This window comes from Stenotrophomonas aracearum, assembly GCF_031834615.1.
GTDB classification, from domain to species: Bacteria; Pseudomonadota; Gammaproteobacteria; order Xanthomonadales; family Xanthomonadaceae; genus Stenotrophomonas; species Stenotrophomonas aracearum.
Genome location: NZ_CP115543.1, coordinates 1221971 through 1245212, shown reverse-complemented (window position 1 = coordinate 1245212; position 23242 = coordinate 1221971). Strand labels below are relative to the sequence as shown.

General features: G+C 67.5%; 26 protein-coding genes. 18 read left to right on the top strand and 8 right to left on the bottom strand.

The window, feature by feature from the left end; genetic code table 11:
- The first annotated feature begins 251 nt into the window (after positions 1–251).
- Both uvrA and PDM28_RS05815 read left to right on the top strand, forming a co-directional pair.
- Positions 252–3257: an excinuclease ABC subunit UvrA gene (gene uvrA, locus PDM28_RS05820; RefSeq protein WP_311184134.1), complete on the top strand. Its 3006-nt coding sequence runs from the start codon at positions 252–254 to the stop codon at positions 3255–3257.
- A 2-nt stretch (positions 3258–3259) separates the two neighbouring features.
- On the top strand, positions 3260–3664 hold the full coding sequence (locus PDM28_RS05815; RefSeq protein WP_311184650.1) for an acyl-CoA thioesterase: 405 nt from the start codon (positions 3260–3262) through the stop codon (positions 3662–3664).
- A gap of 82 nt (positions 3665–3746) precedes the next feature.
- Here the strand turns inward: PDM28_RS05815 and PDM28_RS05810 are convergent, their stop codons facing one another.
- Positions 3747–4181 (bottom strand): copper chaperone PCu(A)C, encoded by a 435-nt coding sequence (locus PDM28_RS05810; protein WP_311184649.1) that lies wholly within the window; start codon positions 4179–4181, stop codon positions 3747–3749.
- 34 nt (positions 4182–4215) lie between these two features.
- Here PDM28_RS05810 and PDM28_RS05805 point away from each other — a divergent pair, with 34 nt between their 5' ends.
- From PDM28_RS05805 to PDM28_RS05790, 4 genes are all read left to right on the top strand, one after another.
- On the top strand, positions 4216–5022 hold the full coding sequence (locus PDM28_RS05805) for an enoyl-CoA hydratase/isomerase family protein (RefSeq protein WP_311184133.1): 807 nt from the start codon (positions 4216–4218) through the stop codon (positions 5020–5022).
- A gap of 122 nt (positions 5023–5144) precedes the next feature.
- On the top strand, positions 5145–6065 hold the full coding sequence (gene tesB, locus PDM28_RS05800; RefSeq protein ID WP_102944037.1) for an acyl-CoA thioesterase II: 921 nt from the start codon (positions 5145–5147) through the stop codon (positions 6063–6065).
- Between the two features lie 6 nt (positions 6066–6071).
- Complete coding sequence (locus PDM28_RS05795; RefSeq protein ID WP_311184132.1) at positions 6072–6575, top strand: putative signal transducing protein; 504 nt, start codon at positions 6072–6074, stop codon at positions 6573–6575.
- 91 nt (positions 6576–6666) lie between these two features.
- The gene (locus PDM28_RS05790) at positions 6667–7881 is read left to right on the top strand and encodes an RNA polymerase sigma factor (RefSeq protein WP_311184131.1); all 1215 of its coding nucleotides are present in this window, start codon (positions 6667–6669) and stop codon (positions 7879–7881) included.
- 87 nt (positions 7882–7968) lie between these two features.
- Here the strand turns inward: PDM28_RS05790 and PDM28_RS05785 are convergent, their stop codons facing one another.
- The gene (locus tag PDM28_RS05785) at positions 7969–8523 is read right to left on the bottom strand and encodes an EF-hand domain-containing protein (RefSeq protein WP_311184130.1); all 555 of its coding nucleotides are present in this window, start codon (positions 8521–8523) and stop codon (positions 7969–7971) included.
- Between the two features lie 156 nt (positions 8524–8679).
- Here PDM28_RS05785 and PDM28_RS05780 point away from each other — a divergent pair, with 156 nt between their 5' ends.
- Together PDM28_RS05780 and PDM28_RS05775 are read left to right on the top strand one after the other, a co-directional pair.
- Positions 8680–9435: an arginyltransferase gene (locus PDM28_RS05780; RefSeq protein WP_311184129.1), complete on the top strand. Its 756-nt coding sequence runs from the start codon at positions 8680–8682 to the stop codon at positions 9433–9435.
- A gap of 37 nt (positions 9436–9472) precedes the next feature.
- On the top strand, positions 9473–10678 hold the full coding sequence (locus PDM28_RS05775) for an endonuclease/exonuclease/phosphatase family protein (RefSeq protein ID WP_311184127.1): 1206 nt from the start codon (positions 9473–9475) through the stop codon (positions 10676–10678).
- A gap of 283 nt (positions 10679–10961) precedes the next feature.
- On the opposite strand, the gene purT is transcribed toward PDM28_RS05775, so the two are convergent.
- Positions 10962–12149, bottom strand: a complete 1188-nt coding sequence (gene purT, locus PDM28_RS05770; RefSeq protein WP_311184126.1) for a formate-dependent phosphoribosylglycinamide formyltransferase — start codon at positions 12147–12149, stop codon at positions 10962–10964.
- A 110-nt stretch (positions 12150–12259) separates the two neighbouring features.
- On the opposite strand from purT, the gene PDM28_RS05765 reads away from it, so the two are divergent.
- The 6 genes from PDM28_RS05765 to PDM28_RS05740 are packed head-to-tail and all read left to right on the top strand — an operon-like array spanning position 12260 to position 16127.
- Entirely contained in the window at positions 12260–13129 is an 870-nt protein-coding gene (locus PDM28_RS05765) for an SPFH domain-containing protein (RefSeq protein WP_102944043.1), read from the top strand.
- A gap of 2 nt (positions 13130–13131) precedes the next feature.
- A complete protein-coding gene (locus tag PDM28_RS05760) occupies positions 13132–13311 on the top strand; it encodes a type II toxin-antitoxin system antitoxin (protein ID WP_070206839.1) in 180 nt (59 codons plus the stop codon).
- Entirely contained in the window at positions 13308–13484 is a 177-nt protein-coding gene (locus PDM28_RS05755; RefSeq protein ID WP_102944044.1) for a DUF4177 domain-containing protein, read from the top strand. Before PDM28_RS05760 ends, PDM28_RS05755 begins: the two co-directional genes overlap by 4 nt.
- Before the next feature lies 1 nt (position 13485).
- Complete coding sequence (locus PDM28_RS05750; protein WP_311184125.1) at positions 13486–14781, top strand: alpha/beta hydrolase; 1296 nt, start codon at positions 13486–13488, stop codon at positions 14779–14781.
- The gene (locus tag PDM28_RS05745; RefSeq protein WP_311184124.1) at positions 14778–15317 is read left to right on the top strand and encodes a PH domain-containing protein; all 540 of its coding nucleotides are present in this window, start codon (positions 14778–14780) and stop codon (positions 15315–15317) included. The genes PDM28_RS05750 and PDM28_RS05745 overlap by 4 nt, the downstream gene beginning before the upstream one ends.
- A 9-nt stretch (positions 15318–15326) precedes the next feature.
- Complete coding sequence (locus tag PDM28_RS05740; protein ID WP_311184123.1) at positions 15327–16127, top strand: M15 family metallopeptidase; 801 nt, start codon at positions 15327–15329, stop codon at positions 16125–16127.
- A 118-nt stretch (positions 16128–16245) separates the two neighbouring features.
- Here PDM28_RS05740 and PDM28_RS05735 read toward each other — a convergent pair whose 3' ends face one another.
- The 5 genes from PDM28_RS05735 to PDM28_RS05715 all read right to left on the bottom strand — a co-directional run bounded on the left by PDM28_RS05735 (position 16246) and on the right by PDM28_RS05715 (position 20572).
- Positions 16246–16920: a DNA-3-methyladenine glycosylase family protein gene (locus PDM28_RS05735; protein WP_311184121.1), complete on the bottom strand. Its 675-nt coding sequence runs from the start codon at positions 16918–16920 to the stop codon at positions 16246–16248.
- Between the two features lies 1 nt (position 16921).
- Positions 16922–17293, bottom strand: coding sequence for a DUF423 domain-containing protein (locus PDM28_RS05730; RefSeq protein WP_070206835.1), 372 nt, complete (start codon positions 17291–17293; stop codon positions 16922–16924).
- A gap of 78 nt (positions 17294–17371) precedes the next feature.
- A complete protein-coding gene (locus PDM28_RS05725) occupies positions 17372–18451 on the bottom strand; it encodes a polyketide cyclase (protein WP_102944048.1) in 1080 nt (359 codons plus the stop codon).
- 280 nt (positions 18452–18731) lie between these two features.
- Positions 18732–19373, bottom strand: a complete 642-nt coding sequence (locus tag PDM28_RS05720; RefSeq protein WP_102944049.1) for a response regulator — start codon at positions 19371–19373, stop codon at positions 18732–18734.
- Positions 19373–20572, bottom strand: coding sequence for a sensor histidine kinase (locus PDM28_RS05715; RefSeq protein ID WP_102944050.1), 1200 nt, complete (start codon positions 20570–20572; stop codon positions 19373–19375). Before PDM28_RS05715 ends, PDM28_RS05720 begins: the two co-directional genes overlap by 1 nt.
- Positions 20573–20709: 137 nt before the next feature.
- On the opposite strand from PDM28_RS05715, the gene PDM28_RS05710 reads away from it, so the two are divergent.
- The 4 genes from PDM28_RS05710 to minE are packed head-to-tail and all read left to right on the top strand — an operon-like array spanning position 20710 to position 23201.
- Positions 20710–21306 (top strand): GNAT family N-acetyltransferase, encoded by a 597-nt coding sequence (locus PDM28_RS05710; protein WP_311184119.1) that lies wholly within the window; start codon positions 20710–20712, stop codon positions 21304–21306.
- Between the two features lie 13 nt (positions 21307–21319).
- Entirely contained in the window at positions 21320–22096 is a 777-nt protein-coding gene (gene minC, locus PDM28_RS05705) for a septum site-determining protein MinC (protein WP_102944255.1), read from the top strand.
- 35 nt (positions 22097–22131) lie between these two features.
- On the top strand, positions 22132–22941 hold the full coding sequence (gene minD / locus PDM28_RS05700; RefSeq protein WP_102944052.1) for a septum site-determining protein MinD: 810 nt from the start codon (positions 22132–22134) through the stop codon (positions 22939–22941).
- Positions 22942–22943: 2 nt separating this feature from the next.
- On the top strand, positions 22944–23201 hold the full coding sequence (minE, locus tag PDM28_RS05695; RefSeq protein WP_070206828.1) for a cell division topological specificity factor MinE: 258 nt from the start codon (positions 22944–22946) through the stop codon (positions 23199–23201).
- Positions 23202–23242: the final 41 nt, after the last annotated feature.

Here is a 23242-nt window from a genome sequence, read left to right as displayed (position 1 = left end):
TTCCTCTGTAGTTATTGTGGTCTATGGACTGCCGCCATCGAGGGCGGACAGAAGCGGGATTTTAATGACTGCACCGGGTCCGGGTCAACCCACCCCCTGCCCCGGGCGGCCAGGGCCTGAACCCCGTTCAGGTTCAGGCCCGCCGGGTCTCAATAGATGAGACGGCGGGCTGGCAATGTCGCCGATTGCCCCCAAATCCCAAGCTCGGTAGGCTGACCGATTGCCGGCCAGAGCCCCACAACGGATCCCCCATGGCGATGGATTTCATCCGCATCCGCGGCGCGCGGACGCACAACCTCAAGAACATCGATCTCGACCTGCCCCGCGACAAGCTGATCGTGATCACCGGCCTGTCCGGTTCGGGCAAGTCGTCGCTGGCGTTCGACACCATCTATGCAGAAGGCCAGCGCCGCTACGTGGAGTCGCTGTCGGCGTATGCGCGGCAGTTCCTGAGCGTGATGGAAAAGCCGGACCTGGACCATATCGAAGGCCTGTCCCCGGCGATCTCGATCGAGCAGAAGTCGACCTCGCACAACCCGCGTTCGACGGTCGGCACGATCACCGAGATCTACGACTACCTTCGCCTGCTGTACGCCCGCGTCGGCAGCCCGCGCTGCCCCGACCACGGCTACCCGCTGGAAGCGCAGACCGTGAGCCAGATGGTCGACCACGTGCTCACGCTGGACCCGGAGCAGCGCTACATGCTGCTGGCGCCGGTGATCCGCGAGCGCAAGGGCGAGCATGCGCAGGTGTTCGACCAGCTGCGCGCGCAGGGCTTCGTGCGCGTGCGCGTGGACGGCGCGCTGCATGAGATCGACGCGGTGCCGCCGCTGGCGCTGCGCCAGAAGCACACCATCGAGGCGGTGATCGACCGCTTCCGCCCGCGCGAGGACATCAAGCAGCGCCTGGCCGAAAGCTTTGAAACCGCGCTGAAGCTGGGCGACGGCATGGTCTCGGTGCAGTCGCTGGACGTGGAAGACGCGCCGGCGCACCTGTTCTCGTCCAAGTACAGTTGCCCGGTCTGCGACTACTCGCTGCCCGAGCTGGAACCGCGCCTGTTCTCGTTCAACTCGCCGGTGGGCGCCTGCCCGGGCTGCGACGGCCTGGGCATGGCCGAGTTCTTCGATCCCTCGCGCGTGGTGGTGCACCCGGAGCTGTCGCTCTCGGCCGGTGCCGTGCGCGGCTGGGACCGCCGCAACGCCTATTACTTCCAGCTGATCGCCTCGCTGGCCAAGCACTACAAGTTCGACGTGGACGCGCCGTGGCAGAGCTTGTCCGACAGCGTGCGCCAGGCGGTGCTGTACGGCAGCGGCGATGAAACCATCACCTTCACCTACTTCACCGAAAACGGCGGCCGCACCCAGCGCAAGCACCGCTTCGAGGGCATCATTCCCAACCTCGAGCGCCGCTACAAGGAAACCGAGTCGGCCGCGGTGCGCGAAGAGCTGGCCAAGTACATCAGCGAACGCAACTGCCCGGAATGCAACGGCCAGCGCCTGAACCGCGCGGCGCGCAACGTGTTCGTGGCCGACCGTGCGCTGCCGGAACTGGTGGTGCTGCCGATCGACGAAGCGCTGAAGTTCTTCAGCGGCATGACCCTGCCCGGCTGGCGCGGCGAGATCGCCGGCAAGATCGTCAAGGAGATCGGCGAGCGCCTGGGCTTCCTGGTCGATGTGGGCCTGGATTACCTCACGCTGGAGCGCAAGGCGGACACGCTGTCCGGCGGCGAAGCGCAGCGCATCCGCCTGGCCAGCCAGATCGGCGCCGGCCTGGTCGGGGTGATGTACGTGCTCGACGAGCCATCCATCGGCCTGCACCAGCGCGACAACGAGCGCCTGCTCGGCACCCTGACCCGCCTGCGCGACCTGGGCAACACGGTGATCGTGGTCGAGCATGACGAAGACGCGATCCGCCTGGCCGACTACGTGCTGGACATCGGTCCGGGCGCGGGCGTGCATGGCGGCGAGATCGTCGGCCAAGGCACCCTGCAGGACATCCTGGAGGCGCCGCGTTCGCTCACCGGCCAGTACCTCTCGGGCAAGCGCGCCATCGAGATCCCGGCGCGCCGGCACAAGCCGAACCCGAAGATGACCCTGCACCTGCGCGGGGCCAGCGGCAACAACCTCAAGGGCGTGGACCTGGACATTCCGTCGGGCCTGCTGACCTGCATCACCGGCGTGTCCGGTTCGGGCAAGTCGACCCTGATCAACGACACGCTGTTCTCGCTGGCCGCCAACGAGATCAACGGTTCCTCGCACCCGATCGCACCGTACACGTCGGTCGATGGCCTGGACCTGTTCGACAAGGTGGTGGACATCGACCAGTCGCCGATCGGTCGCACGCCGCGTTCCAACCCGGCCACCTACACCGGCCTGTTCACGCCGCTGCGCGAGCTGTACGCGCAGGTGCCGGAAGCGCGTGCGCGCGGTTATTCGCCGGGGCGTTTCAGCTTCAACGTGCGCGGCGGCCGCTGCGAGGCGTGCCAGGGCGATGGCCTGATCAAGGTGGAGATGCACTTCCTGCCGGACGTGTACGTGCCCTGCGACGTGTGCCATGGCAAGCGCTACAACCGCGAAACGCTGGAGATCCTGTACAAGGGCTACAACATCAACGACGTGCTGCAGATGAACGTCGAAGATGCGCTGAAGCTGTTCGAGCCGGTGCCGAGCATCGCGCGCAAGCTGGAAACGCTGGTCGACGTGGGCCTGAGCTACATCAAGCTGGGCCAGAGCGCGACCACGCTGTCCGGCGGTGAAGCGCAGCGCGTGAAGCTGTCCAAGGAGCTGTCGCGCCGCGATACCGGGCGCACCCTGTACATCCTGGACGAGCCGACCACCGGCCTGCACTTCCACGACATCGAGGCGCTGCTCGGCGTGCTGCACAAGCTGCGCGACGAGGGCAACACGGTGGTGGTGATCGAACACAACCTGGACGTGATCAAGACCGCGGACTGGATCGTCGACCTGGGGCCGGAAGGCGGCCACCGTGGCGGCACCATCCTGGTTACCGGCACGCCGGAAGACGTGGCGGCGCACCCGGCGTCGTACACCGGCCAGTTCCTGGCCAAGATGCTGCCCTCCACCAGCGCGCGCCCGGAGCGCCCGGCGGCGACGGCCAACAAGCCGGACGCCCGCCCGCCGCGCAAGGCCAAGCCGGAAAAGCCGGCCAAGGTCGCCAAGAAGGCGGTCGCGGCCAAGCGCGCCACCACGCCCAGCAAGACCAGCCCTGCCAAGACCCCGAAGGCGAAGAAGAAGTAATGATCAGCGAACACAAGATCCTGGCCCGCGTACCGATCAGCGTGCGCTGGCGCGACATGGACAGCATGGGCCACGTCAACAACGCCAAGTACATTTCCTACCTGGAAGAAGCGCGCGTGCGCTGGATGCTGGGCGTGGAAGGCGTGTCGATGACCGACCGCATCGCCCCGGTGGTGGCCGCCACCAACGTGAACTACCGCCTGCCGATCGTGTGGCCCAACGACATCGTGGTGGAGCTGTTCGTCGAACGCCTGGGCAACAGCAGCGTGACCATCGGCCACCGCATCGTGGACCAGAAGAACGACAGCACGCTGTATTCGGACGGGAATGTGGTCGTGGTCTGGATGGACACCCAGACCGGCAAGAGCGCCCCGCTGCCGGACGCGATCCGCAGCGCGTCGAGCTGACGCCCTGCAACAGCCTTTTTCGATTTGAGGTCATGCCCTACCGCACGTGGACACCCCACGTGCGGTCGACCGGGGTGCGACCCTACCGGCGCACCTTCAACGTTCCATCCACCTTGCGCCCGTCCTGCAGGCTCAGGCGCACGGGCAGCTCTGCCCCTTCCGTCACTTTCACCACCGGCTCCATCAGCATCAGGTGCAGCCCGCCCGGTTTCAGTGTGACCTCCTTCCCCGGCGCGATCGGCAACGTCTCCACTGCGCGCATCCGGCTGACGCCATCGGCCAGGGTGGTCTCGTGCAGCGACACATCGTCGAAAGCCTTGCTGCCCACGCCGACTACGGTCACGGCAGCCTTGCAGTCATTCCGGATGGTTCCGTAGCCAGCCGCCATCGTCATCCCCGGCGGCGGCAACCGCACCCAGCCTCCAGTGAGGCTGACACACGCCGGTTCCGCAGCACCGGCCGATGCTGCGGCCGCACACAGGCCCAACAATACGCACACGAATGGTTTGGTTATCATCGCCTCAGTTCCCTGCCCGCAACGAGATCGCAGCATGACGACGCTTATCGAGGTGATCAACCATGGCCCCATCCGTGAGCTGCGGCTGGCCCGCCCGCCGGTCAACGCGCTGGACACCGAGCTGTGCCGTCACCTGATCCACGCGATCAACCAGGCCATGGCCGATGACGTGCACGGCCTGGTGCTGTCGGGCAGCGAGCGCATCTTCAGCGCCGGCATGGACGTGCCGCACCTGCTCAGCCATGGCGAGGACAGGCACAAGCTGCTGGACAGCTGGCAGGCGTTCTTCGGCGCGGTGCGTACCCTGGCCGAAAGCCGGATCCCGGTGGTGGCCGCGCTGACCGGGCACGCTCCGGCCGGCGGCTGCGTGCTGGCGCTGTGCTGCGACTACCGGATCATGGCGCGCAGCACCGACCCGGCGCAGCCGAACGTGATCGGCCTGAACGAAGTGCAGGTGGGGCTGGTGGCGCCGGAAGGCATCCAGCGGCTGATGCGCCGCGTGGTCGGCCACCACCGGGCCTCGCAGCTGCTGATCGGCGGCGAGATGGTGCCGGCCGAGCGTGCGCTGGAAATCGGACTGGTGGACGAACTGGTCGCCCCCGCCGACGTGGTGCCGCGTGCGGTGGCCTGGCTGGGTCGCCTGCTGAAGCTGCCCCGGCAGCCGATGCTGCACACCCGCAGCGTCGCCCGCGCCGACCTGCACGAGGCCCTGCACGCCGACCTGATCCAGCTGGACCGCTTCGTGGAGGCCTGGTACGCGCCGGACGCCCAGCAGGCCCTGCAGACCCTCGTAGAGCGCCTGGGTAGTGCCGGCCGCCGGCCGGCTCCCGACGCTGCCTGACACCGCTTGGAGCCGGCCGGCGGCCGGCACTACGGCGTACGTGCTCGTTGTACGTACGGAATACCTGACGCCGGCGGCCCGCGCCAACGGACACGTATAATCCCTCATTCCTTTGCCACCCCATGGCCGCCGCCTTGTCCCAGCCGCAAGAACCCGTCGTTTCCGAGCTGATCGACCTGCTCACGCTCGAGCGCCTGGAAGACAACCTGTTCCGTGGCCAGAGCCGCGATATCGGCACCAAGTACGTGTTCGGCGGGCAGGTGCTGGGCCAGGCGCTGTCGGCCGCGCAGGCGACCGTGGACAACGGCCGCCACGTGCATTCGCTGCACGCCTACTTCCTGCGCGCCGGCAACATCGACCACCCGATCGTCTACGACGTGGACCGCACCCGCGATGGTGGCAGCTTCTCGGTGCGCCGGGTCACTGCCATCCAGCACGGCAAGGTGATCTTCTTCTGCGCGGCCTCGTTCCAGCAGGCCGAGAGCGGCGCCGAGCACCAGCACAAGATGCCGGACGTGCCGCAGCCGGAAGACATCGAACCGAACCGCCCGCTGCCGCAGGAAGTGCTGGAGCGCCTGCCGATCAAGGTGCAGCGCTGGCTCTCGCGCGGCGGTCCGTTCGAGTTCCGCCACGTGTACCCGCGCGACGAACTGCACCCACCCAAGCGCCCGCCCTACCACCAGGTGTGGCTGCGCCTGAACGAAAAGGTCGGCGATGCGCCGGAGCTGCACCAGGCGCTGCTGGCGTACGCCTCGGACTTCCACCTGCTGGGTACCGCGACCTTCCCGCACGGGATCAGCTACTACCAGCCGCACGTGCAGATGGCCTCGCTGGACCACGCGATCTGGTTCCACCGCCCGTTCCGCGCCGACGACTGGCTGCTGTACTCGCTGGACAGTCCCAGCGCGCAGGATTCGCGCGGGCTGGCACGTGGCCAGTTCTACACCCGTAACGGCATCCTGGTTGCCAGCACCGCGCAGGAAGGTTTGATCCGCGTGGTCGACGACAGTGCCGCGGCCGCCGCCGTACCGGCCAAGGAATAATCCGCCATGCGTCAGATCTTCAGCAGCCAGCGCGTTGAAACCGTGGAAGGCGTGGCCCAGCTGCTGCGCGATGCCGGTATCGAGGTGCGCATCACCAACGGCCGTTCGTACCACAGCAAGCGCGGCAGCCAGTTCAGCTACCTGGACACCAGCAAGGCCAGCACCCACCCGACCCTGTGGGTGGTGCACGCCAACGACCAGCCGCGCGCCCGCGAAATCCTGCGCGACGCACGCCTGCTGGAAACCACCCGGCGCGACCACCCCACCGCCGAATTCGCCTTCCGCGACCAGGTCGCCGAAACCGGCCCGCGCCGCAACTGGGCCTGGCGCATCCGCATCGGCCTGCTGCTGGTCATCGCCGCCGTGGCCATGGTGGTGATGATGCGCCACCGTAGCGCGCCCATCGCGGTGCCAGCGCCCGCGCCGACACAGCAGCAGCCGACGGCAGCCCCTCCGGCGCAGGAAGAGGAAGAAATCCGCGTCCGCATCGAACCGGCCAAACAACCGTAGCGACACGCCACGCGTGTCCCACGGGATCCCAACCCGGTCACATTCCCCGCCCCACCCCGTCATGATGTCACCACCCGCCGGGATCGACGCCATGACCACCCTGCCCCTGACCGACACGCTGGAACGCGAACTGCCCGCCGCCGCCAGCGGCTGCCAGCAGTCCTATGGCCGTATCGTGCTGGCCTGCCAGAACACCGTCACCGCCATCGCGCTGGCGATCACCCGCGACGTGCAGGCCAGCGAAGACATCGCGCAGGAAGCCTTCATCAAGGGCTGGCAGCAGCTCAACCAGCTGCACAACACCGCCAGCTTCCTGCCCTGGCTGCGCCAGATCACCCGCAATCTCGCCCGCGACTGGCTGCGCGCGAATCGTGGCCGGCCGTTGTCCGGCGAAGCCGCCGAGATCGCGATCAGCATGGCCGCCGACCCCAGCCCCAGCGCGCCGGACTACCTGCAGCGGGTGGAGGAAGAACTGGCTGCAGAGGAAATCATCTCGGCACTGCCCGAAGACAGCCGCGAAACCCTGTTGCTGTATTACCGCGAAGGACAGCGCTCGCAGCAGGTGGCCGACCTGCTCGGCCTCAGCGACGCCGCCGTGCGCAAGCGCCTGTCGCGTGCACGTGCCAGCGTGCGCGAGGAAATGCTGCGTCGATTCGGGGAGTTCGCACGTGGCAGCGCGCCCGGGGCTGCGTTCGCCACCACGGTCGTGTCGATGGTGATCATTGCTGCGCCCGGCACCGCCAGTGCCGCGATCCTGCTGGGCACCGGCGTGGGGGTGGGCAGCGGCAAGTTGGGACTGGGCGGCGCCAGCCTGACCGGCGGTGCCGCGATGGGCTCGCTGGGCGCAGCGGTCAGCCAGACCCCGCTGATGAGCCCCGGGATGGGTTTGGGCGTGGCGATCACCGCCATGCTCGGCGGCATCATCGGCAGCTATCTCGGCGGACGCTACCTGCTGTGCTACACCGAAACACCGTCCGAGCGCGCTGCCGTCTTTCGCTTCGTGCATTACAGCACCTTCACCGCCATGCTCGTCTGCATGGCCGTACTCGCGTTGACGACGCTGCACGCGCCGCTGCACTGGCCACTGATCGTCATGGTGCTGGGCACCGGCGTGGTGAACTACCAGTGCCTGGTGCCCCTGCAACGGATCATGGCGCCGATGATCGCGCGCGATGCGGCGCGGCACGGGCGCAAAGGGCCGAGCTGGGTGTATCAGTCGATGTATGGTCGGCCTGCGTTGATCGTGACCAACCTGTTGGTGGTCGGCATCGTGCTGGCGATGGCGTGGGATGCCCGGTTGATCTGAAACATGAAAAGCGCCGGTCAGTGACCGGCGCTTTGTTTTCGCATGATGAGACCGTTGCGTGGTTGCCGGGCAGGGCCCGGCACTACCTCAGCGGGGCGACTTGTCGCCGCGCTTGCCGGCGAAGGGCGACTTCGCGGCGTCGAACTCGGCCTTGCTCAGCTGGCCGTCCTTGTTGGTGTCGGCGGCGGCGAACCACGCGTCACGGTGCTGCTTCATGCCCAGCTCGCGATCGGTCTTGTCCAGGTAGCCGTCCTTGTTGACGTCCATCTTGTCGAACCGTTCGGCCAGGCGCGGGTCGGCCTTGGCTTCTTCACGGCTGATGCGGCCGTCCTTGTTCGCGTCCAACTTTTCCATCCGCTCATGGCCGCCACCCGGGCCACGCCCGTGGCGCTTGCCCTGCCAGCGCGGCATTTCCTCGCGCGAGAGCTTGCCGTCCTTGTTGGTGTCCAGGCTGTCGAACTTTTCGGCCAGGCGCGGTGCCTTGACGGCTTCGGTGCGGTCGACGAACCCGTCGCCGTTGGTATCCAGCTTCGCGCGGGCCGGCGCAGCTGGCGCGGTCGGGGTATCGGCCGCCACCGCCAGGCCGGCAGCGCCGGTGGTCATCAGCAGGGCCAGCAGCAGGAGGGGTTTGCGGTTGCGCATGGTGTACTCCGGTTGTTCGGGGGGAAGCGTCGTGCGGTGCTCGGCACCCACGGGAGAGAAAACGCCCGCACGCCGCCCGCGTTGACAGCCGCCCCGGCCGCGTTAATCCGCCAGACAGTCGCGGCGCCTGCGACGCCCCGGCGCTATGCTGTGGGCATGGCGATCCACACCGACCGCGACGACGAGCTGCGCCTGTTCCAGACCGGGGACCATCCCTGTGGCTACTGGCCGGACCGGGCTGCGCGCGACCTGGTGCTGGATCCGCACGACCAGCGCCTGGGCAGCCTGTACCCGATGGCCCTGAGCTGGGGCTTCCGCCGCTCCGGCGACCTGGTCTACCGCCCGCACTGCGCCAACTGCCACGCCTGCGTCTCGGTCCGCGTGCCGGTGGCCCGCTTCGCCCCCGACCGCAGCCAGCGCCGCTGCCTGGCGCGCAACGACGACCTGGAAGTACGCATCGTCGCCGCCGAGCAGACCGACGAGCAGTTCGCGCTCTACCACCGCTACCTGACCCATCGCCATGCCCAGGGCGGCATGGACGAACACGGCCCGCACGAGTTCGACCAGTTCCTGATCGGCCGGTGGTCGCAGGGCCGCTTCCTGGAGGTCCGCGGGCCTGCCGTGGACGGCCACCGCGGCCCCCTGCTGGCGGTGGCGGTCACCGACGTCACCACGCACGGCCTCTCGGCGGTCTACACCTTCTTCGACCCCGACCACGCCCATCGCGGCCTGGGCACCTTCGCGATCCTGCAGCAGATCGCCTGGGCCCGGCGCGAGCAGCTGTCGCACCTGTACCTGGGCTACTGGATCCGCGGCCACCGCAAGATGGACTACAAGCGCCGCTTCCGTCCGCTGGAGGCCTACGACGGCCGCCGCTGGCACGCGTTCGACGACGCCCGCGACGGCATTTGACCCGCCATTGCAACGCGCGCCCGTGCAGAATAGGCGCATGAAAGCCCATCCCCTGATAATCGCCCTGGCCCTGCTCTGCGGCGCCTGCGCGCAAACCTCGACCAAGACCGCCGCCATGCCGGATGCCTCCCCCGCGCCGCTGCGGATCGCCACCTACAACACCTCGCTGTACAGCGACGAGACCGGCGGCCTGATCGCCGAACTCGAAGGCGACAGCGCGCACGCGCGCAAGATTGCCGCCGTGCTGCAGCAGGTCCGTCCCGATCTGGTGCTGCTCAACGAATTCGACTTCGACGACGCCCACCGCGCCGCCGACCTGTTCCAGCAGCGCTACCTGGAAGTGGCCCAGCCCGGCGGCGGCGAGCCCCTGCACTTCGCGTACCGCTACCTGGCCCCGGTCAACACTGGCGTGCAGAGCGGCCTGGACCTGGACAACAACGGCCAGATCGGCGGCGACGGCCGCGCCCGCGGCAACGACGCCTGGGGCTACGGCCTGCACCCGGGGCAGTACGGCATGCTCGTGCTCTCGCGTTACCCGATCGACGAGGCCAAGGTGCGCAGCTTCCAGCTGCTGAAGTGGAGCACGATGCCCGGCGCACTGCGCCCGATCGACCCGCGCACCGGAAAATCGTTCTACAACGACCACGTCTGGTCGCAGCTGCGCCTGTCCTCCAAGTCACATTGGGACGTCCCGGTGAACACCCCCAACGGCGTCGTCCACGCCCTGGTCTCGCACCCCACGCCGCCCGTGTTCGACGGCCCGGAAAAGCGCAACGCCGCGCGCAACCACGACGAACTGCGCCTGTGGCAGGAGTACCTCTCCGCCGGCGACAAGCCGTGGCTCTGCGATGACCGCGGCCAGTGCGGCGGCCTCGCCCAGGACGCCCGCTTCGTGATCCTCGGCGACCTCAACAACGATCCCGTAGACGGCGATGGTCGCCATGAAGGCATCGTCGAACTGATCGAAAACCCGCGCGTGCTGCGTTACCCCACCCCGCGCAGCGTCGGTGCCGAACAGACCAGCCTGGCGTACGCCGAAAAGGGCATCGTCCGGAAGGGCGCCCCGTTCCACGCCACCGGCGATTTCGGCCCCAAGTCCGGCACCATGCGCCTGGATTACGTGCTGCCGTCGGTGGGGTTCAGTTACATCGGCAGCGGCGTGTTCTGGCCGGCGAATGAAGCGCCCGAAGCGAAGATCGCAGATGGCAGCGACCACCACCTGGTGTGGGTGGACGTGCGGTAAAAGCGAAGTTTCGATTGTTTGAATGCGTTACCGGGCGCGGGATGTGTGCGTGCGGTTGGTTGGGACCCAACCCTACCGGCGTCATGACAATCGATGCATTCGGTCGGCCGCCGTTTCCATCCGCAACACGCATTCCATCGGGGGCGACCGGCGGGTAGCCCCCGGAGAGACGCTAGAAAACATGGATGTTTTCTAGCAGCCCCCATGGACGGGTTCACGGCGTGTCTCGGAGCGGGGCTGCCCGACGGTCGCCCCAGCACGTAACAACAGAAACGCCAACGCTTTAGGCGCGCAACTCGATCGAAATAGCCTCAGCCGCCTCACGCGCAATCTTCCGCGCTTCGTCAACATCAGCGCCGCGCGCCAACGTAACCCCGACGCGCCGATGCCCATGCACGCTCGGCTTCCCGAACAGGCGCAACGCCGTGTCCGGATGCACCAATGCGGCCTCCACGTTGCCGAATACCGGCACGCCCTCGCCGTGCGCCAGCATCGCGCACGACGCCGACGGACCGCTCTGGCGGATCAGCGGAATCGGCAGGCCCAGGATCGCCCGCGCATGCAGCGCGAATTCGCTCAGCTCCTGCGACGCCAGCGTCACCAGCCCCGTGTCGTGCGGGCGCGGCGACACCTCGCTGAACCACACCTCGTCGCCCTTCACGAACAACTCCACCCCGAACAACCCCCAACCGCCCAGGTCGTCGGTGATCGCCCGCGAAATCTCCTCCGCACGCGCCAGCGCCGCCCGCGACATCGGCTGCGGCTGCCAGCTCTCCCGATAGTCCCCGTCCTTCTGCCAATGCCCGATCGGCGCACAGAACGACGTCCCGCCCGCATGCCGCACCGTCAGCAGCGTGATCTCGTAATCGAAATCGATGAACCCCTCCACGATGCAGCGCCCCGCACCCGCCCGACCGCCGGTCTGCGCGTACTCCCACGCCGCCGCGATATCGTCCTCGCCGCGCAGCGTGCTCTGACCCTTGCCCGACGACGACATCACCGGCTTCACCACGCACGGCAGCCCGATCGCCGCCACCGCCGCCCGGTACTCCGCCTCCGTATCCACGAACCGGTACGGCGAGGTCGGCAAACCCAGCGTCTCCGCCGCCAGCCGCCGGATGCCCTCGCGGTCCATCGTCAGCCGCGCCGCGCGCGCCGTCGGCACCACCCGCTGCCCGGTTTCCTGCTCCAGCTGCACCAGCGTCTCGGTATGGATCGCCTCGATCTCCGGCACGATCAGGTGCGGCTTCTCCGCCGCGATCAGCGCCCGCAGCGCCATCGCATCCAGCATGTCGATCACATGCGACCGGTGCGCCACCTGCATCGCCGGCGCGTTCTCGTACCGGTCCGCCGCGATCACCTCCACCCCCAGCCGCTGCAGCTCGATGGCGACCTCCTTGCCCAGTTCGCCCGAGCCCAGCAGCAGGACACGGGTGGCGGAGGGGGACAGCGGGGTGCCGAGGGTAATCATGGTGCGTTCCGGACATCGGGGGCGGGAACGCATTGTAGGATCTTGCCGGTTGCAGATGTGATATCAATCTGATATCACTATCCAAAACCACCCGCAAAGGATGCCCCGCCATGAAAGAAAAGCCTGTCCGCTCGCTCTCCGGCCTGCCCTTCCTGCTGGCCGTCCTGGCCCTGTTGGCGGTGGCTGCATGGTTGTTCTTCTCAGGGGTGGAGCGCGGCAACGTCAACCCGCTGTTGATCGTCGGCGGCCTGCTGCTCGGCCTGGCAGCCCTGTTCAGCCTGACCGGCCTCTACACCGTCCAGCCCAACCAGGCCGCCGTGCTCAGCCTGTTCGGCAAGTACGTCGGCACCGTCAAGGACAACGGCCTGCGCTGGAACAACCCCTTCTTCAGCAAGAAGAAGGTCAGCCAGCGCGTGCGCAACTTCGAAAGCGGCAAGCTCAAGGTCAACGAACTGGATGGCAGCCCGATCGAGATCGCCGCCGTCATCGTCTGGCAGGTCGTGGACGCCTCCGAAGCGGTCTACAACGTCGACGACTACGAAAGCTTCGTGCACATACAGTCCGAATCGGCGCTGCGCGCGATGGCCACCAGCTACCCGTACGACCAGCATGAAGAAGGCCAGCTCTCGCTGCGCAGCCATGCCGCCGAGATCTCCCAGCACCTGAAGGACGAACTGGCCGAACGCCTGGCCGACGCCGGCGTGCAGGTACTCGACGCCCGCATCAGCCACCTCGCCTACGCTCCGGAAATCGCCCAGGCCATGCTGCAGCGCCAGCAGGCCAACGCCGTGATCGCCGCACGCACCCGCATCGTAGCCGGCGCGGTCGGCATGGTCGAAATGGCCCTGTCCGAACTGCAGAAGAACAACGTCGTGCAGCTGGACGAAGAGCGCAAGGCGCAGATGGTCGGCAACCTGCTCACCGTGCTGTGCTCCGACCGCGGCACCCAGCCGATCGTCAACGCCGGTTCGTTGTACTGAGCATGAGTGAGAAGAAAGCCTACCCGCTGCGTATCAATGCCGACGTGCTGGCGGCGGCGCAGCGCTGGGCCGACGACGAGCTGCGCAGCCTCAACGCGCAGATCGAGTACGTGCTGCGCGACGCACTGCGCAAGGCTGGACGCCTTCCCAAACCCGCACCTGATCCGGAGAGCAAGGAATGAGCAAGCGCTGGACGTACCTGACCGTGGAAGTGAAGCCCTCGTGGACCGGTTTGAAGCCTGAAGACCTGCAGGCCGAAATGAACCGCCAGGGCCAACTCGGCTGGGAGCTGGTGAACGTACTGCAGGGCACCCCGATGGGCGTGGCGTTGCTGTTCTTCAAGAAGGAGAGCTGAGATGCGCACCTGGAGCAGGCACCTGGTCGCGTGGATGCTGGCGTCGGTCGCAGTGGCGGCAAGCGCTGCCACGCCCCAGCAGACCGCCAGCCAGCTGCTGGACCGGCTGGACGCCGGTGACATGGCCGCTGCCGAAGCCATGTTCACGCCGGAAATGGCCAAGGCCGCACCCGCCGCGTCGCTGCAGGCGCTGTGGCAGTCGCTCGGCGGGCTGCGCAGCCGCGGCGCGGCGCGCGTGGTCGAGCAGCAGGGCATGCAGGTCGTCCAGCAACCGCTGCAGTTCGGCAACGGCGCGGTCAATGCCACCATCGCCGTAGATGCCCAGGGGCGCGTCGCAGGCCTGTTCCTGCAACCGGCAGCAGCCGCAGCGTCCCCGCCACCGCCGCCGCCTGCCGCAGCCACCTACACCGAGCGCGAGCTGCAGATCGTGGCCGGCAAGGGGCCGCTGCCGGCCACCCTGGCGCTGCCCAACGGCGCAGGCCCGTTCCGCGCCGTGGTGCTGGTGCACGGCTCGGGTCCGCAGGACCGCAATGAAACCATCGGCGCCAACCGCCCGTTCCTGGACGTGGCGCGTGGCCTGGCCGCGCAGGGCATCGCGGTGCTGCGCTATGAAAAGCGCACCCACGCCCGGCCGCAGGATTTCAGCGGCGACTACACCATGGACGATGAAACCACCGACGACGCAGTCGCCGCCGTCGCCCTACTGGCCAAGACGCCGGGCATCGACCCGAAGCAGATATACGTCATGGGCCACAGCCAGGGCGGCATGCTCGCCCCGCGCATTGCCGCGCGCTCGGGCAAGGTGGCTGGCGTGGTGCTGTGGTCGGCACCGGCACGCTCGCTGCTGACCCTATTGCCCGAACAGAACCGCTACCTGTTCAACCAGGACGGCCGCATCAGCGCCGACGAGCAGGCCGCGCTGGATCGCCTGGACGCACAGATCACCGCCGCACGCAGCACCGCCGTCGTGGCCGCGAGCGAACTGCCGCTCGGCCAGCCGGCCAGCTATTGGCGCGCGTTCGACGCGGTGGACCCGGTTGCCGACGCACGGAAGCTGAAGCAGCCGATCCTGCTGCTGCAGGGCGGGCGCGACTTCCAGGTGGTGGACGCTGACTGGCAGCGTTGGACGCAGGGCCTGCCGGAAGGGCGGAAGGCGCGCTTCCACCGCTACCCGGCGTTGAACCACCTGGGCATCGCCGGCGAAGGCCCCGGTTCTCTGGAGGAATACCGCGCTGCCGGTACGGTGTCGCCGACGTTGATCGACGATGTCGCCGCGTGGATCAAGGAACAGGCATGAACGCCCACCCGGACACCCGCAGGGAATTCGCAGTCGCCCCCGCCCCGGTCTGGCGCCTGCTCTGGCTGTGGCTGCCCATGCTGGGCGTAGCGGTGATGATCGTGGCGACCACGCTGCAGTCCGCACAGCGCACCCCGATGGATCTGGCGATCACCCTGCCGTTCCTGCTGCTGGTCAGCGGCGTGCTTACCTGGGCGTTCTTCCGCCGCAGGATCGAACTGCAGGGCACCGAACTGGTGGTGACCTCCACCTTCTACCGGCGGCGCACGGCGGTGTCGGCACTGCAGCTGGACCGGGCCCGCATCGTGGACCTGGCCGAGCACGCCGAGTTCAAGCCCGGCATCAAGATCAACGGCTTCGGCATGCCCGGCTTCCAGTCCGGCCATTACCGCAGTGGCGGGAAGAAGGTGTTCTGCCTGGTCACCGACGCCAGCCGGGTGCTGCACCTGCCGCTGCGCGACGGCAGCGCGTTGCTGCTGAGCCCGGAAAACCCGCGTGCGCTGCTGGATGCGCTGAACGCGCAGGCCACGCGCTAAGCTGGGCGCATGCGCCGATACCCTGCCCTGCTGATCAACACCACTGACGTCGAACTGTGGCCCGGTGGCCTGCTGCGCGCGCGCAGCAACGCCGACGCGCGGGCGCTGGCCAGGGCCCGCTGGGTGCTGCGGCGCAAGCGCGACGGCCAGTACCTGGCCGCCGCCACCGCGCACGGGCTGCTGCCGCTGGTGCCGCACCTGATGCGCGAGCCGGGCATCGAGGAGGCGCTGGACGCCCTTGATGAGGCCCTGGGTGGCGCGCATCGCGCCCACGCGACCGATGACCTGCTGCCACTGAGCGGACTGCAGGCGCGGCTGGAGGAACTGGGCATCGACGCGGAGCGTTATGAAGACGACACCGGGCTGGTGCTGGAAGCCGAGCCTGCGCGACTGTCACTCGCCGGCTTCGATCGCTATCGCCGACCGCTCTGGCTGCAGCAGGGTGCGGCGCAGGGCTGGCAGCGCATGCAGCAGCATGCCGCGCGCGAAGGCGTGGTACTGGAAGCGATCTCCGGCTATCGCAGCCATGATTACCAGCTGGGCATTTTCGAACGGAAGCGTACGCGCGGCCTTGACGTGGCGGACATCCTGCAGGTCAACGCCGCGCCGGGTTACAGCGAACATCACAGCGGGCGGGCGCTGGACATCAGTGCACCCGGTGAACCGCCTGCCGAGGAGAGTTTCGAGGCGACGCCGGCGTTTGCGTGGTTGCAGCAGCATGCCGGGACGCATGGGTTCCAGATGAGTTATCCGCGCGGCAATCCGCATGGGATTGTCTACGAGCCCTGGCATTGGTGCTGGCGCCGGTGACCAGCCACGCAGGGCGTGGCTCTACCCTCCGGAGACCGGTACGGCTGCACCCCGACAATGCGCGTCACCCCGGTAGAGCCCCGCCCTGCGTGGCTGCGCGGACCGTCACCGCAGCCGATCAATCCTGCGACCGGTTCGTCGCCGTCTTCGGCACTTCGCTGAAATCGGCAATCCGCCACAGGTACAGGCTGGCGTAGGTCCGGAACGGCCCCCACTTCTCGCCGCGCAGCGCCAGTTCCTTCGGCGTCAGCATCACCTCGGCCTTGTCCACGCGCTGGGCGCCCTTGCGGATGCCGAGATCGTCGATCGGCAGGATGTCCGGCCGGCCGAGGCGGAACATCAGCATCATCTCCACCGTCCAACGGCCGATGCCGCGGATCGGCACCAGCGCTTCTACGATGGCGTCGTGCTCCATCACCGACATCCGGCGCAGGTCCGGTACTTCGCCTGCGGCTTCACGCCGGGCCAGGTCGCGCAAGGCCAGCGCCTTGTTGCCGGACACGCCGCAGGTGCGCAGGCCGGCATCGTCGATGCGCGACAGCGTGTCCGCGTGCAGGCGGGTGCTGCCGATCGCCGTTTCCACCCGTCTTACAATCGTCGATGCGGCCTTGCCGCTGAGCTGCTGGAACAGGATCGCGCGGGCCAACGCGTCCACCGGGTCGAAACTGCGCGCCCAGCCCGGCGGTGGCTCGATCGGGCCCAGGCGCTTCATCCACGTGCCCAGCCGACGGTCGCGCCGTGAGAGCCAGTCGTGCGCCTCGTCCACGTCGAACCCACGGCGGAAGCGCGGCATCTCAGCGCCTCAGTGCGTTGAAGCCGTACACCGCCCAGCCCAGCATCAGCGCGGTCCCGCCGACCGGGGCCAGCCCGGTGCTGAGCTTCCACAGCGCGCCGGCCACCAGGCTGCCGGAGAACAGCAGCGTGCCCAGCAGCAACACGTACAGCGCCAGCTTGCCGACCGCGTTCTGCTGGGTCGGACCAAGCACCGCCAGGGCCACGCCGTGGCCGAACGCGAACAGCGCGGCAGTGTTCACGTGCGACTGCGCCAACGGCTCGGCGATGCCGTGCGATGCATAGGCCGAGAGGCCTACCGCAGTGGCCGCCAGCAAGCCGCCAAGGCAGGCCAGCAGCGAAGGTTTACGCGCGCGTCGTTCCAGGTTGAGCATGCTGCATCCTCCAAAAAAAAACGCGCCGCAGGAAGCGGCGCGTTTTCTGTTCTGCGTTACATCACGGCAACCGTCGGATTACTTGACGGCCCAGTAGATGTCGTAGGTCGCTTCCGGCGTGAAGGACTTCTCAACGCCTGCGTTCCAGGACTCGTACGGACGGTCGATCACTTCGTTGCCACCGGTCACGGCCCAGGCACGCAGGGCGTTGCGGGCGATATCCAGGCCAGCCATGTGGCCGGTGTACTTCGCATGCGCGGTGCGGTGCGGTGCGACGTGCACGTACTTGACCGGGGCGCCACCGTCGATCTTCACCGTCAGGGCTTCAGCCGAAGCGCCTTCGGTACCCTTCTTCTTGACCGGCTGGGCCACGTCGAAGGCGTACTTTTCCTGACCGAAGTCGGTGGTGATGATGCGGAACGGACCGGCGGCTTCGAGGTCATTGGCCTCCATCACGCGCTTGATCCACTCCTGGTTGTCCTTGATCGACTTGGTGATCGTGCCTTCGCCACGATCGACGTTACCGGCGGTGACCACCAGCAGGTCTTCGGCCGGGGCATCGATGATGGCCAGGTCGGTCAGCGGGGCTTCGGCGGTGCGGTAGTCGATGTTCGGCACGGTGGCCAGCATGTTGGCCATGCGCGACAGACCCAGCTTCAGGTCGTCACCGACGTGACGGCTGACGTACAGGCCCGCGTAACGACCAAACAGGTTGAAGCCGTACTTGACGCTGTAGTCCTGGGTGATCTTGACGTTGCGGCCACCCTTGCCGGTCGGCTCGAGGGTGAAGCTGGTCTTCTTGTCGTGACCCTTGGTGGCGTCATCGATGGCAATGGCCACGCGCTTGTTCGGCTCGGACTCGGTGATCTCCCAGCTGCCCTGGCCCAGCGACGGCTCCTTGGAGTTGAAGTCCAGACGGGCACCGACGCCGGCAGCGGGGCCGGAGAGCTTCAGTTCAACGGCGGGATCGCGCAGCACGAGCGGGTTCCAGTCCTTGAAGCGGCGCAGGCTGTTGACCGTGTCATACACGATCGTCATCTTGCGGTTGGTCTCGATGCTTTCAGTGATGTGACGCTCGCCCGGCAGCACAACGCCAATGATGACGAACAGGCCAGCCACGATCCCCAAGGCGATCAGGAACTCGATAATACGGGTCATTCAGGAGTCTCCGGGGCCGATCCCACGGCCGGGTTGATTGAAGCGAAGCGCCAATCCTAGCAGGCTTCGCGGGTGTTATGGATCAGGATTGGCGCACCGGTTTCCATACCGGGAGCGGTTTTTTGAGGCAAGGAGCGGAAAGATAGCGCATCAGGTGGGCCCGCACGTGGCCCCGCGCGATATTTATTTGCCGGTATCGGCAAATGGGCCGCCCGCGTCGGCCACAGGCCTTGCCCAGCAAGGCTTTCAACTGGCGTTCATTTTCAATATTCGTAGGCCTTCACACCAGCTGCAGTTCGAATGCCTTCAGCACCGCGCGGGTACGGTCGCGCACGCCCAGCTTGGACAGGATGTTGGAGACATGGTTCTTGATGGTGCCCTCGGCCACGCCCAGCGAGTTGGCGATCTCCTTGTTGGAGAAACCGCTGGCCATCAGGCGCAGGATCTCGGTCTCGCGGTCGGTCAGCGGGTCGGGCCGGTCCAGGCTCACGAACTCGTTGCGCATGTGCTCCAGGCCGGACAGCAGGCGCTGGGTGACCGCCGGCTGCACCAGCGAGCCGCCGTCGGCCACGGTGCGGATGGCGCCCACCAGCTGCTCCAGGGTCACGTCCTTGAGCAGGTAGCCCTTGGCCCCGGCCTTGAGCCCGGCCAGCACCAGCTGGTCGTCGTCGAAGGTGGTCAGGATGATGGTCGGCGGCAGCTGGCCGGTGCGCGACAGGTGCTGCAGCGCTTCCAGGCCGGACATCACCGGCATGCGCATGTCCATCAGCACCACGTCCGGACGGACCGTGGGGATGAGGTCGACGGCCTGGCGTCCATCGGCCGCCTCGGCCACCACCTCGATCCCGTCGTCCAGTGCCAGCAGCGAGCGGATCCCCTGCCGCACCAGGGTTTGGTCGTCGACCAGGCAGACGCGAATCATCAACGCACTCCTTCCAGGATGGCACCCAGCATCAGCACTGGCACGCCGGGGACCGAGGCGCGCAGGCGGAAGCCCTGACCCCGGTGGGTTTCGATCTGCAGCTCACCGCCGCATTGTTGCAGGCGTTCGCGCATCCCGCGCAAGCCGTTGCCGATCACGATGCCGTCGGCGCCGACCCCGTCGTCGTGCGCATGCACCACCACCTGGCCAGGCGGTTCGCGCTGCACCTGGATCCACAGGTTGCGCGCGCGGGCATGGCGCACCGCGTTGGTGATGATCTCCTGGGTGCAGCGCAGCAGCACGTGGGCCTGCTCGGGGTCTTCCACGCTGAGCGGCTCTTCGATGTCCAGATGGATGTCCAGCGAGGGCACCTGCTCGGTCAGCGGGCGCAGCGCCGCGGCCAGGTCGATGGCGCCGCTGTCGCGGAGCTGGCTGACCGCCTCGCGCACGTCGGTGAGCAGCAGCTTGGCCAGGGTATGGGCCTGGTGCACGTGTTCCTGGGCCTGGCCCTCGGTGATGTGCCCGGCCACTTCCAGGTTCAGGCTCAGCGCGGTCAGGTGGTGGCCGAGCAGGTCGTGCAGCTCGCGGGAAATGCGGGTGCGCTCATTGACCCGAGCGCTTTCGGCCAGCAGCACGCGGGTGGCACGCAACTCGGTGTTGAGCCGGCGCTGCTCCTCGCGGGCGTCGGTCTGCTGGCGGGCGACCAGGCTGGTCACGAAGATGAACATGGAGAAGCCGCCATACAGCAACGACTGCATGACCGCCTCAAACAGCGAGAACGGCAGGAACAGGTAGTACACCGGGGCCACCGCCAGCTGGCTGACCAGCAGCCAGATCACCCCGAACCGGGCCGGCAGCATCCACGGAATGACCCCGGCCGCGACCATCATCAGGATGCTGCCCAGCCCCGAGCCGCTCAGGAAGCTCACTGCCAGGGCCGAAATGGTCAGCAGGACCAGGATGGCGCGGTCGTACCAGGCCGAATGGCCGCCGCCGTCGCGCAGGCCACGGGTCAGCCACAGGTAGCCGCCACCGAACGCGAAGTAGGCCACGAACAGCAGCGCGGTCGGCAGGTCCATGCCACCGCCGCGCCGGACCAGCGCTTCGTACTGGGAATAGACCAGCGGCAGGCCCAGCATGACCCAGGTAAACAGGCCGGCCAGTCGCAGTACTCGGGTTTGGCTGAGGTATCCCAACATGGGGGCATCTTAGGCTGAACCTGTGCCGCTGCACCCCGGCAGAAGTCATGCCCGGCCTGTGCCCTGCCCGGCCACCCATGTAATAATCGGCGGCAGGGTCCCGCGAGGGGCCAACCGCGTTACCCCACGGAGTCACAATGTCGATTGTCATCCGCGACGTGCGCGAGCACGAGCTCGATTCCGTCCTGGCCCTGAACAACAACGCCGGCCTGGCCATCCTTCCGCTGGATGCCGCCCGGCTGCGCCTGTTTTTCGATACCGCTGAGTATTTCCGCGTCGCCGAGCGCGACGGCAACCTGGCCGGCTTCCTGATCGGCTTCGGCAGCGACAGCCAGCACGACAGCAGCAACTTCGCCTGGTTCAAGCAGCACCTGACCCGCAAATTCTTCTATATCGACCGCATCGTGGTGGCCAGCCGCCGCCGCGGCGGCGGCGTGGGCCGGGCGTTCTATGCCGATGCCCAGAGCTTTGCCGAACTGCGCTACCCGCAGCTGACCTGCGAAGTGTTCCTGGACCATGGCGCCGACGCGGCGCTGCTGTTCCATGGCAGCTTCGGCTTCCGCGAGGTCGGCCAGAACAACATGCCGCACGTGGACGTGCGCGCCAGCATGCTGCTCAAGGACCTGTGCAGTTACCAATGGGTGCACGACACCTACGGCGATGCGCTGCCCGACGTGCCCTGGGTGGGCCACCGTCGCGAGCTGCAGCGCGCGCCTCGACCGACGGGGACCTGAAGTGGCGGCAAACATGGATTTTGAACAGGCCGGCGAGCTGAAGATCGGCCAGGTGGGTATCGCCAACCTGCGCATCCGCACGCTCGATGTGGAACGCCTCACCCGTGAAATGCACGACCGCGTGGCCCGCGCGCCGAAGCTGTTCGGCCGCGCCGCGGTGATCCTGGACTTCGGCGGGCTGAGCCAGATGCCCGACGTGGCCACCGCGCAGGCCCTGCTCGATGGCCTGCGCAGCGCCGGCGTGCTGCCGGTGGCACTGGCCTACGGCAGCAACGAAACCGACCTGCTTTCGCAGCAGCTGGGCCTGCCGCTGCTGGCCAAGTTCCGCGCCCAGTACGAGCGCGCCGAGGCCGAGCCGGCGGTGGCGGCGGTTGCGCCGGCCCCGGAACCGGCCCGCCGCCCGCGCGCCGCTGAGCCCGCCCCGGCCCCGGCCACGCCGGCCGCCACGGGCGGTGCGCCGCAACCCGGCCGCATGCAGACCAGCAACGTCCGCTCGGGCCAGCAGCTGTACGCCGAGAACTGCGACCTGACCGTGATGGCCACGGTTGGCGCCGGTGCCGAGGTGATTGCCGACGGCAGCATCCATATTTACGGTACGCTGCGGGGCCGCGCCCTGGCAGGTGCCCAGGGCAATACCACGGCGCGTATTTTCTGCCGTGACTTCCACGCTGAACTGGTCGCCATTGCCGGCCATTACAAGGTACTGGACGATGTCCCGGACACCCTGCGCGGCAAGGCCGTGCAGGTCTGGCTGGAACAGGACCAGATCAAGATCGCTGCGCTGGACTGACGCAGCAACCCAACAGAATCATCAGGAGAAGTCCTTTGGCTGAAATCATCGTAGTCACCTCCGGCAAGGGCGGCGTCGGCAAGACCACTTCCAGCGCAAGCCTGGCCTGCGGCCTGGCCAAACAGGGCAAGAAGGTGGCGGTGATCGACTTCGACGTCGGCCTGCGCAACCTCGACCTGATCATGGGCTGCGAGCGCCGCGTGGTGTACGACTTCGTCAATGTCGTGCACGGCGAAGCCACCCTCAAGCAGGCCCTGATCAAGGACAAGCGCTTCGACAACCTGTACGTGCTGGCTGCCTCGCAGACCCGCGACAAGGACGCGCTGACCCAGGAAGGCGTGGGCAAGGTGCTCAAGGACCTGGCCGCCGACGGCTTCGACTACATCATCTGCGACTCGCCGGCCGGCATCGAGAAGGGCGCCTTCCTGGCGATGTACTTCGCCGACCGCGCGGTGGTGGTGGTGAACCCGGAAGTGTCTTCGGTGCGCGACTCGGACCGCATCATCGGCCTGCTCGACTCGAAGACCCACAAGGCCGAATCCGGCCAGAACGTGCCGGCCTTCCTGCTGCTGACCCGGTACAGCCCGGCCCGCGTGGAAACCGGCGAGATGCTCAGCATTGCCGACGTGGAAGAAGTGCTCGGGCTGAAGGCAATCGGCGTGATCCCCGAATCGGGCGACGTGCTGAACGCCTCCAACAAGGGCGAGCCGGTGATCCTGGATCCGGAATCGGCCGCTGGCCAGGCTTACGGCGATGCGGTTGCCCGCATCCTCGGCGAAGAGCGCCCGATGCGCTTCACCTCGGTGGAGAAGAAGGGCTTCTTCAGCAAGCTGTTCGGAGGGTAAGCATGGGCCTGTTCGATTTCCTCAAGACCAAGAAGACCACCGCCGAAACGGCCAAGAACCGCCTGCAGATCATCATCGCGCAGGAACGCAGCCACCGCGGCGGCCCGGATTACCTGCCGCTGCTGCAGCGCGAGCTGCTGGAAGTGATCAAGAAGTACGTGAACATCGACGCCGACGCGGTCAAGGTGGACCTGGTCAAGGACGGTGAGCACGACGTACTGGACATTTCGGTGGCGTTGCCGGAAGGCCCGCAGCAGTAATTCATCTCAAGGCCCCTTCCCGGCCGGGAAGGGGCGCACGA

What these genes read in the sequence shown, in the direction of transcription:
- uvrA (WP_311184134.1), top strand. Translation starts at nt 252, where the DNA reads ATGGCGATGGATTTCATCCGCATCCGCGGCGCGCGGACGCACAACCTC.
- PDM28_RS05810 (WP_311184649.1), bottom strand. Translation starts at nt 4,181, where the DNA reads ATGATAACCAAACCATTCGTGTGCGTATTGTTGGGCCTGTGTGCGGCC.
- PDM28_RS05805 (WP_311184133.1), top strand. Translation starts at nt 4,216, where the DNA reads ATGACGACGCTTATCGAGGTGATCAACCATGGCCCCATCCGTGAGCTG.
- tesB (WP_102944037.1), top strand. Translation starts at nt 5,145, where the DNA reads ATGGCCGCCGCCTTGTCCCAGCCGCAAGAACCCGTCGTTTCCGAGCTG.
- PDM28_RS05795 (WP_311184132.1), top strand. Translation starts at nt 6,072, where the DNA reads ATGCGTCAGATCTTCAGCAGCCAGCGCGTTGAAACCGTGGAAGGCGTG.
- PDM28_RS05790 (WP_311184131.1), top strand. Translation starts at nt 6,667, where the DNA reads ATGACCACCCTGCCCCTGACCGACACGCTGGAACGCGAACTGCCCGCC.
- PDM28_RS05785 (WP_311184130.1), bottom strand. Translation starts at nt 8,523, where the DNA reads ATGCGCAACCGCAAACCCCTCCTGCTGCTGGCCCTGCTGATGACCACC.
- PDM28_RS05780 (WP_311184129.1), top strand. Translation starts at nt 8,680, where the DNA reads ATGGCGATCCACACCGACCGCGACGACGAGCTGCGCCTGTTCCAGACC.
- PDM28_RS05775 (WP_311184127.1), top strand. Translation starts at nt 9,473, where the DNA reads ATGAAAGCCCATCCCCTGATAATCGCCCTGGCCCTGCTCTGCGGCGCC.
- purT (WP_311184126.1), bottom strand. Translation starts at nt 12,149, where the DNA reads ATGATTACCCTCGGCACCCCGCTGTCCCCCTCCGCCACCCGTGTCCTG.
- PDM28_RS05765 (WP_102944043.1), top strand. Translation starts at nt 12,260, where the DNA reads ATGAAAGAAAAGCCTGTCCGCTCGCTCTCCGGCCTGCCCTTCCTGCTG.
- PDM28_RS05760 (WP_070206839.1), top strand. Translation starts at nt 13,132, where the DNA reads ATGAGTGAGAAGAAAGCCTACCCGCTGCGTATCAATGCCGACGTGCTG.
- PDM28_RS05755 (WP_102944044.1), top strand. Translation starts at nt 13,308, where the DNA reads ATGAGCAAGCGCTGGACGTACCTGACCGTGGAAGTGAAGCCCTCGTGG.
- PDM28_RS05750 (WP_311184125.1), top strand. Translation starts at nt 13,486, where the DNA reads ATGCGCACCTGGAGCAGGCACCTGGTCGCGTGGATGCTGGCGTCGGTC.
- PDM28_RS05745 (WP_311184124.1), top strand. Translation starts at nt 14,778, where the DNA reads ATGAACGCCCACCCGGACACCCGCAGGGAATTCGCAGTCGCCCCCGCC.
- PDM28_RS05740 (WP_311184123.1), top strand. Translation starts at nt 15,327, where the DNA reads ATGCGCCGATACCCTGCCCTGCTGATCAACACCACTGACGTCGAACTG.
- PDM28_RS05735 (WP_311184121.1), bottom strand. Translation starts at nt 16,920, where the DNA reads ATGCCGCGCTTCCGCCGTGGGTTCGACGTGGACGAGGCGCACGACTGG.
- PDM28_RS05730 (WP_070206835.1), bottom strand. Translation starts at nt 17,293, where the DNA reads ATGCTCAACCTGGAACGACGCGCGCGTAAACCTTCGCTGCTGGCCTGC.
- PDM28_RS05725 (WP_102944048.1), bottom strand. Translation starts at nt 18,451, where the DNA reads ATGACCCGTATTATCGAGTTCCTGATCGCCTTGGGGATCGTGGCTGGC.
- PDM28_RS05720 (WP_102944049.1), bottom strand. Translation starts at nt 19,373, where the DNA reads ATGATTCGCGTCTGCCTGGTCGACGACCAAACCCTGGTGCGGCAGGGG.
- PDM28_RS05715 (WP_102944050.1), bottom strand. Translation starts at nt 20,572, where the DNA reads ATGTTGGGATACCTCAGCCAAACCCGAGTACTGCGACTGGCCGGCCTG.
- PDM28_RS05710 (WP_311184119.1), top strand. Translation starts at nt 20,710, where the DNA reads ATGTCGATTGTCATCCGCGACGTGCGCGAGCACGAGCTCGATTCCGTC.
- minC (WP_102944255.1), top strand. Translation starts at nt 21,320, where the DNA reads ATGGATTTTGAACAGGCCGGCGAGCTGAAGATCGGCCAGGTGGGTATC.
- minE (WP_070206828.1), top strand. Translation starts at nt 22,944, where the DNA reads ATGGGCCTGTTCGATTTCCTCAAGACCAAGAAGACCACCGCCGAAACG.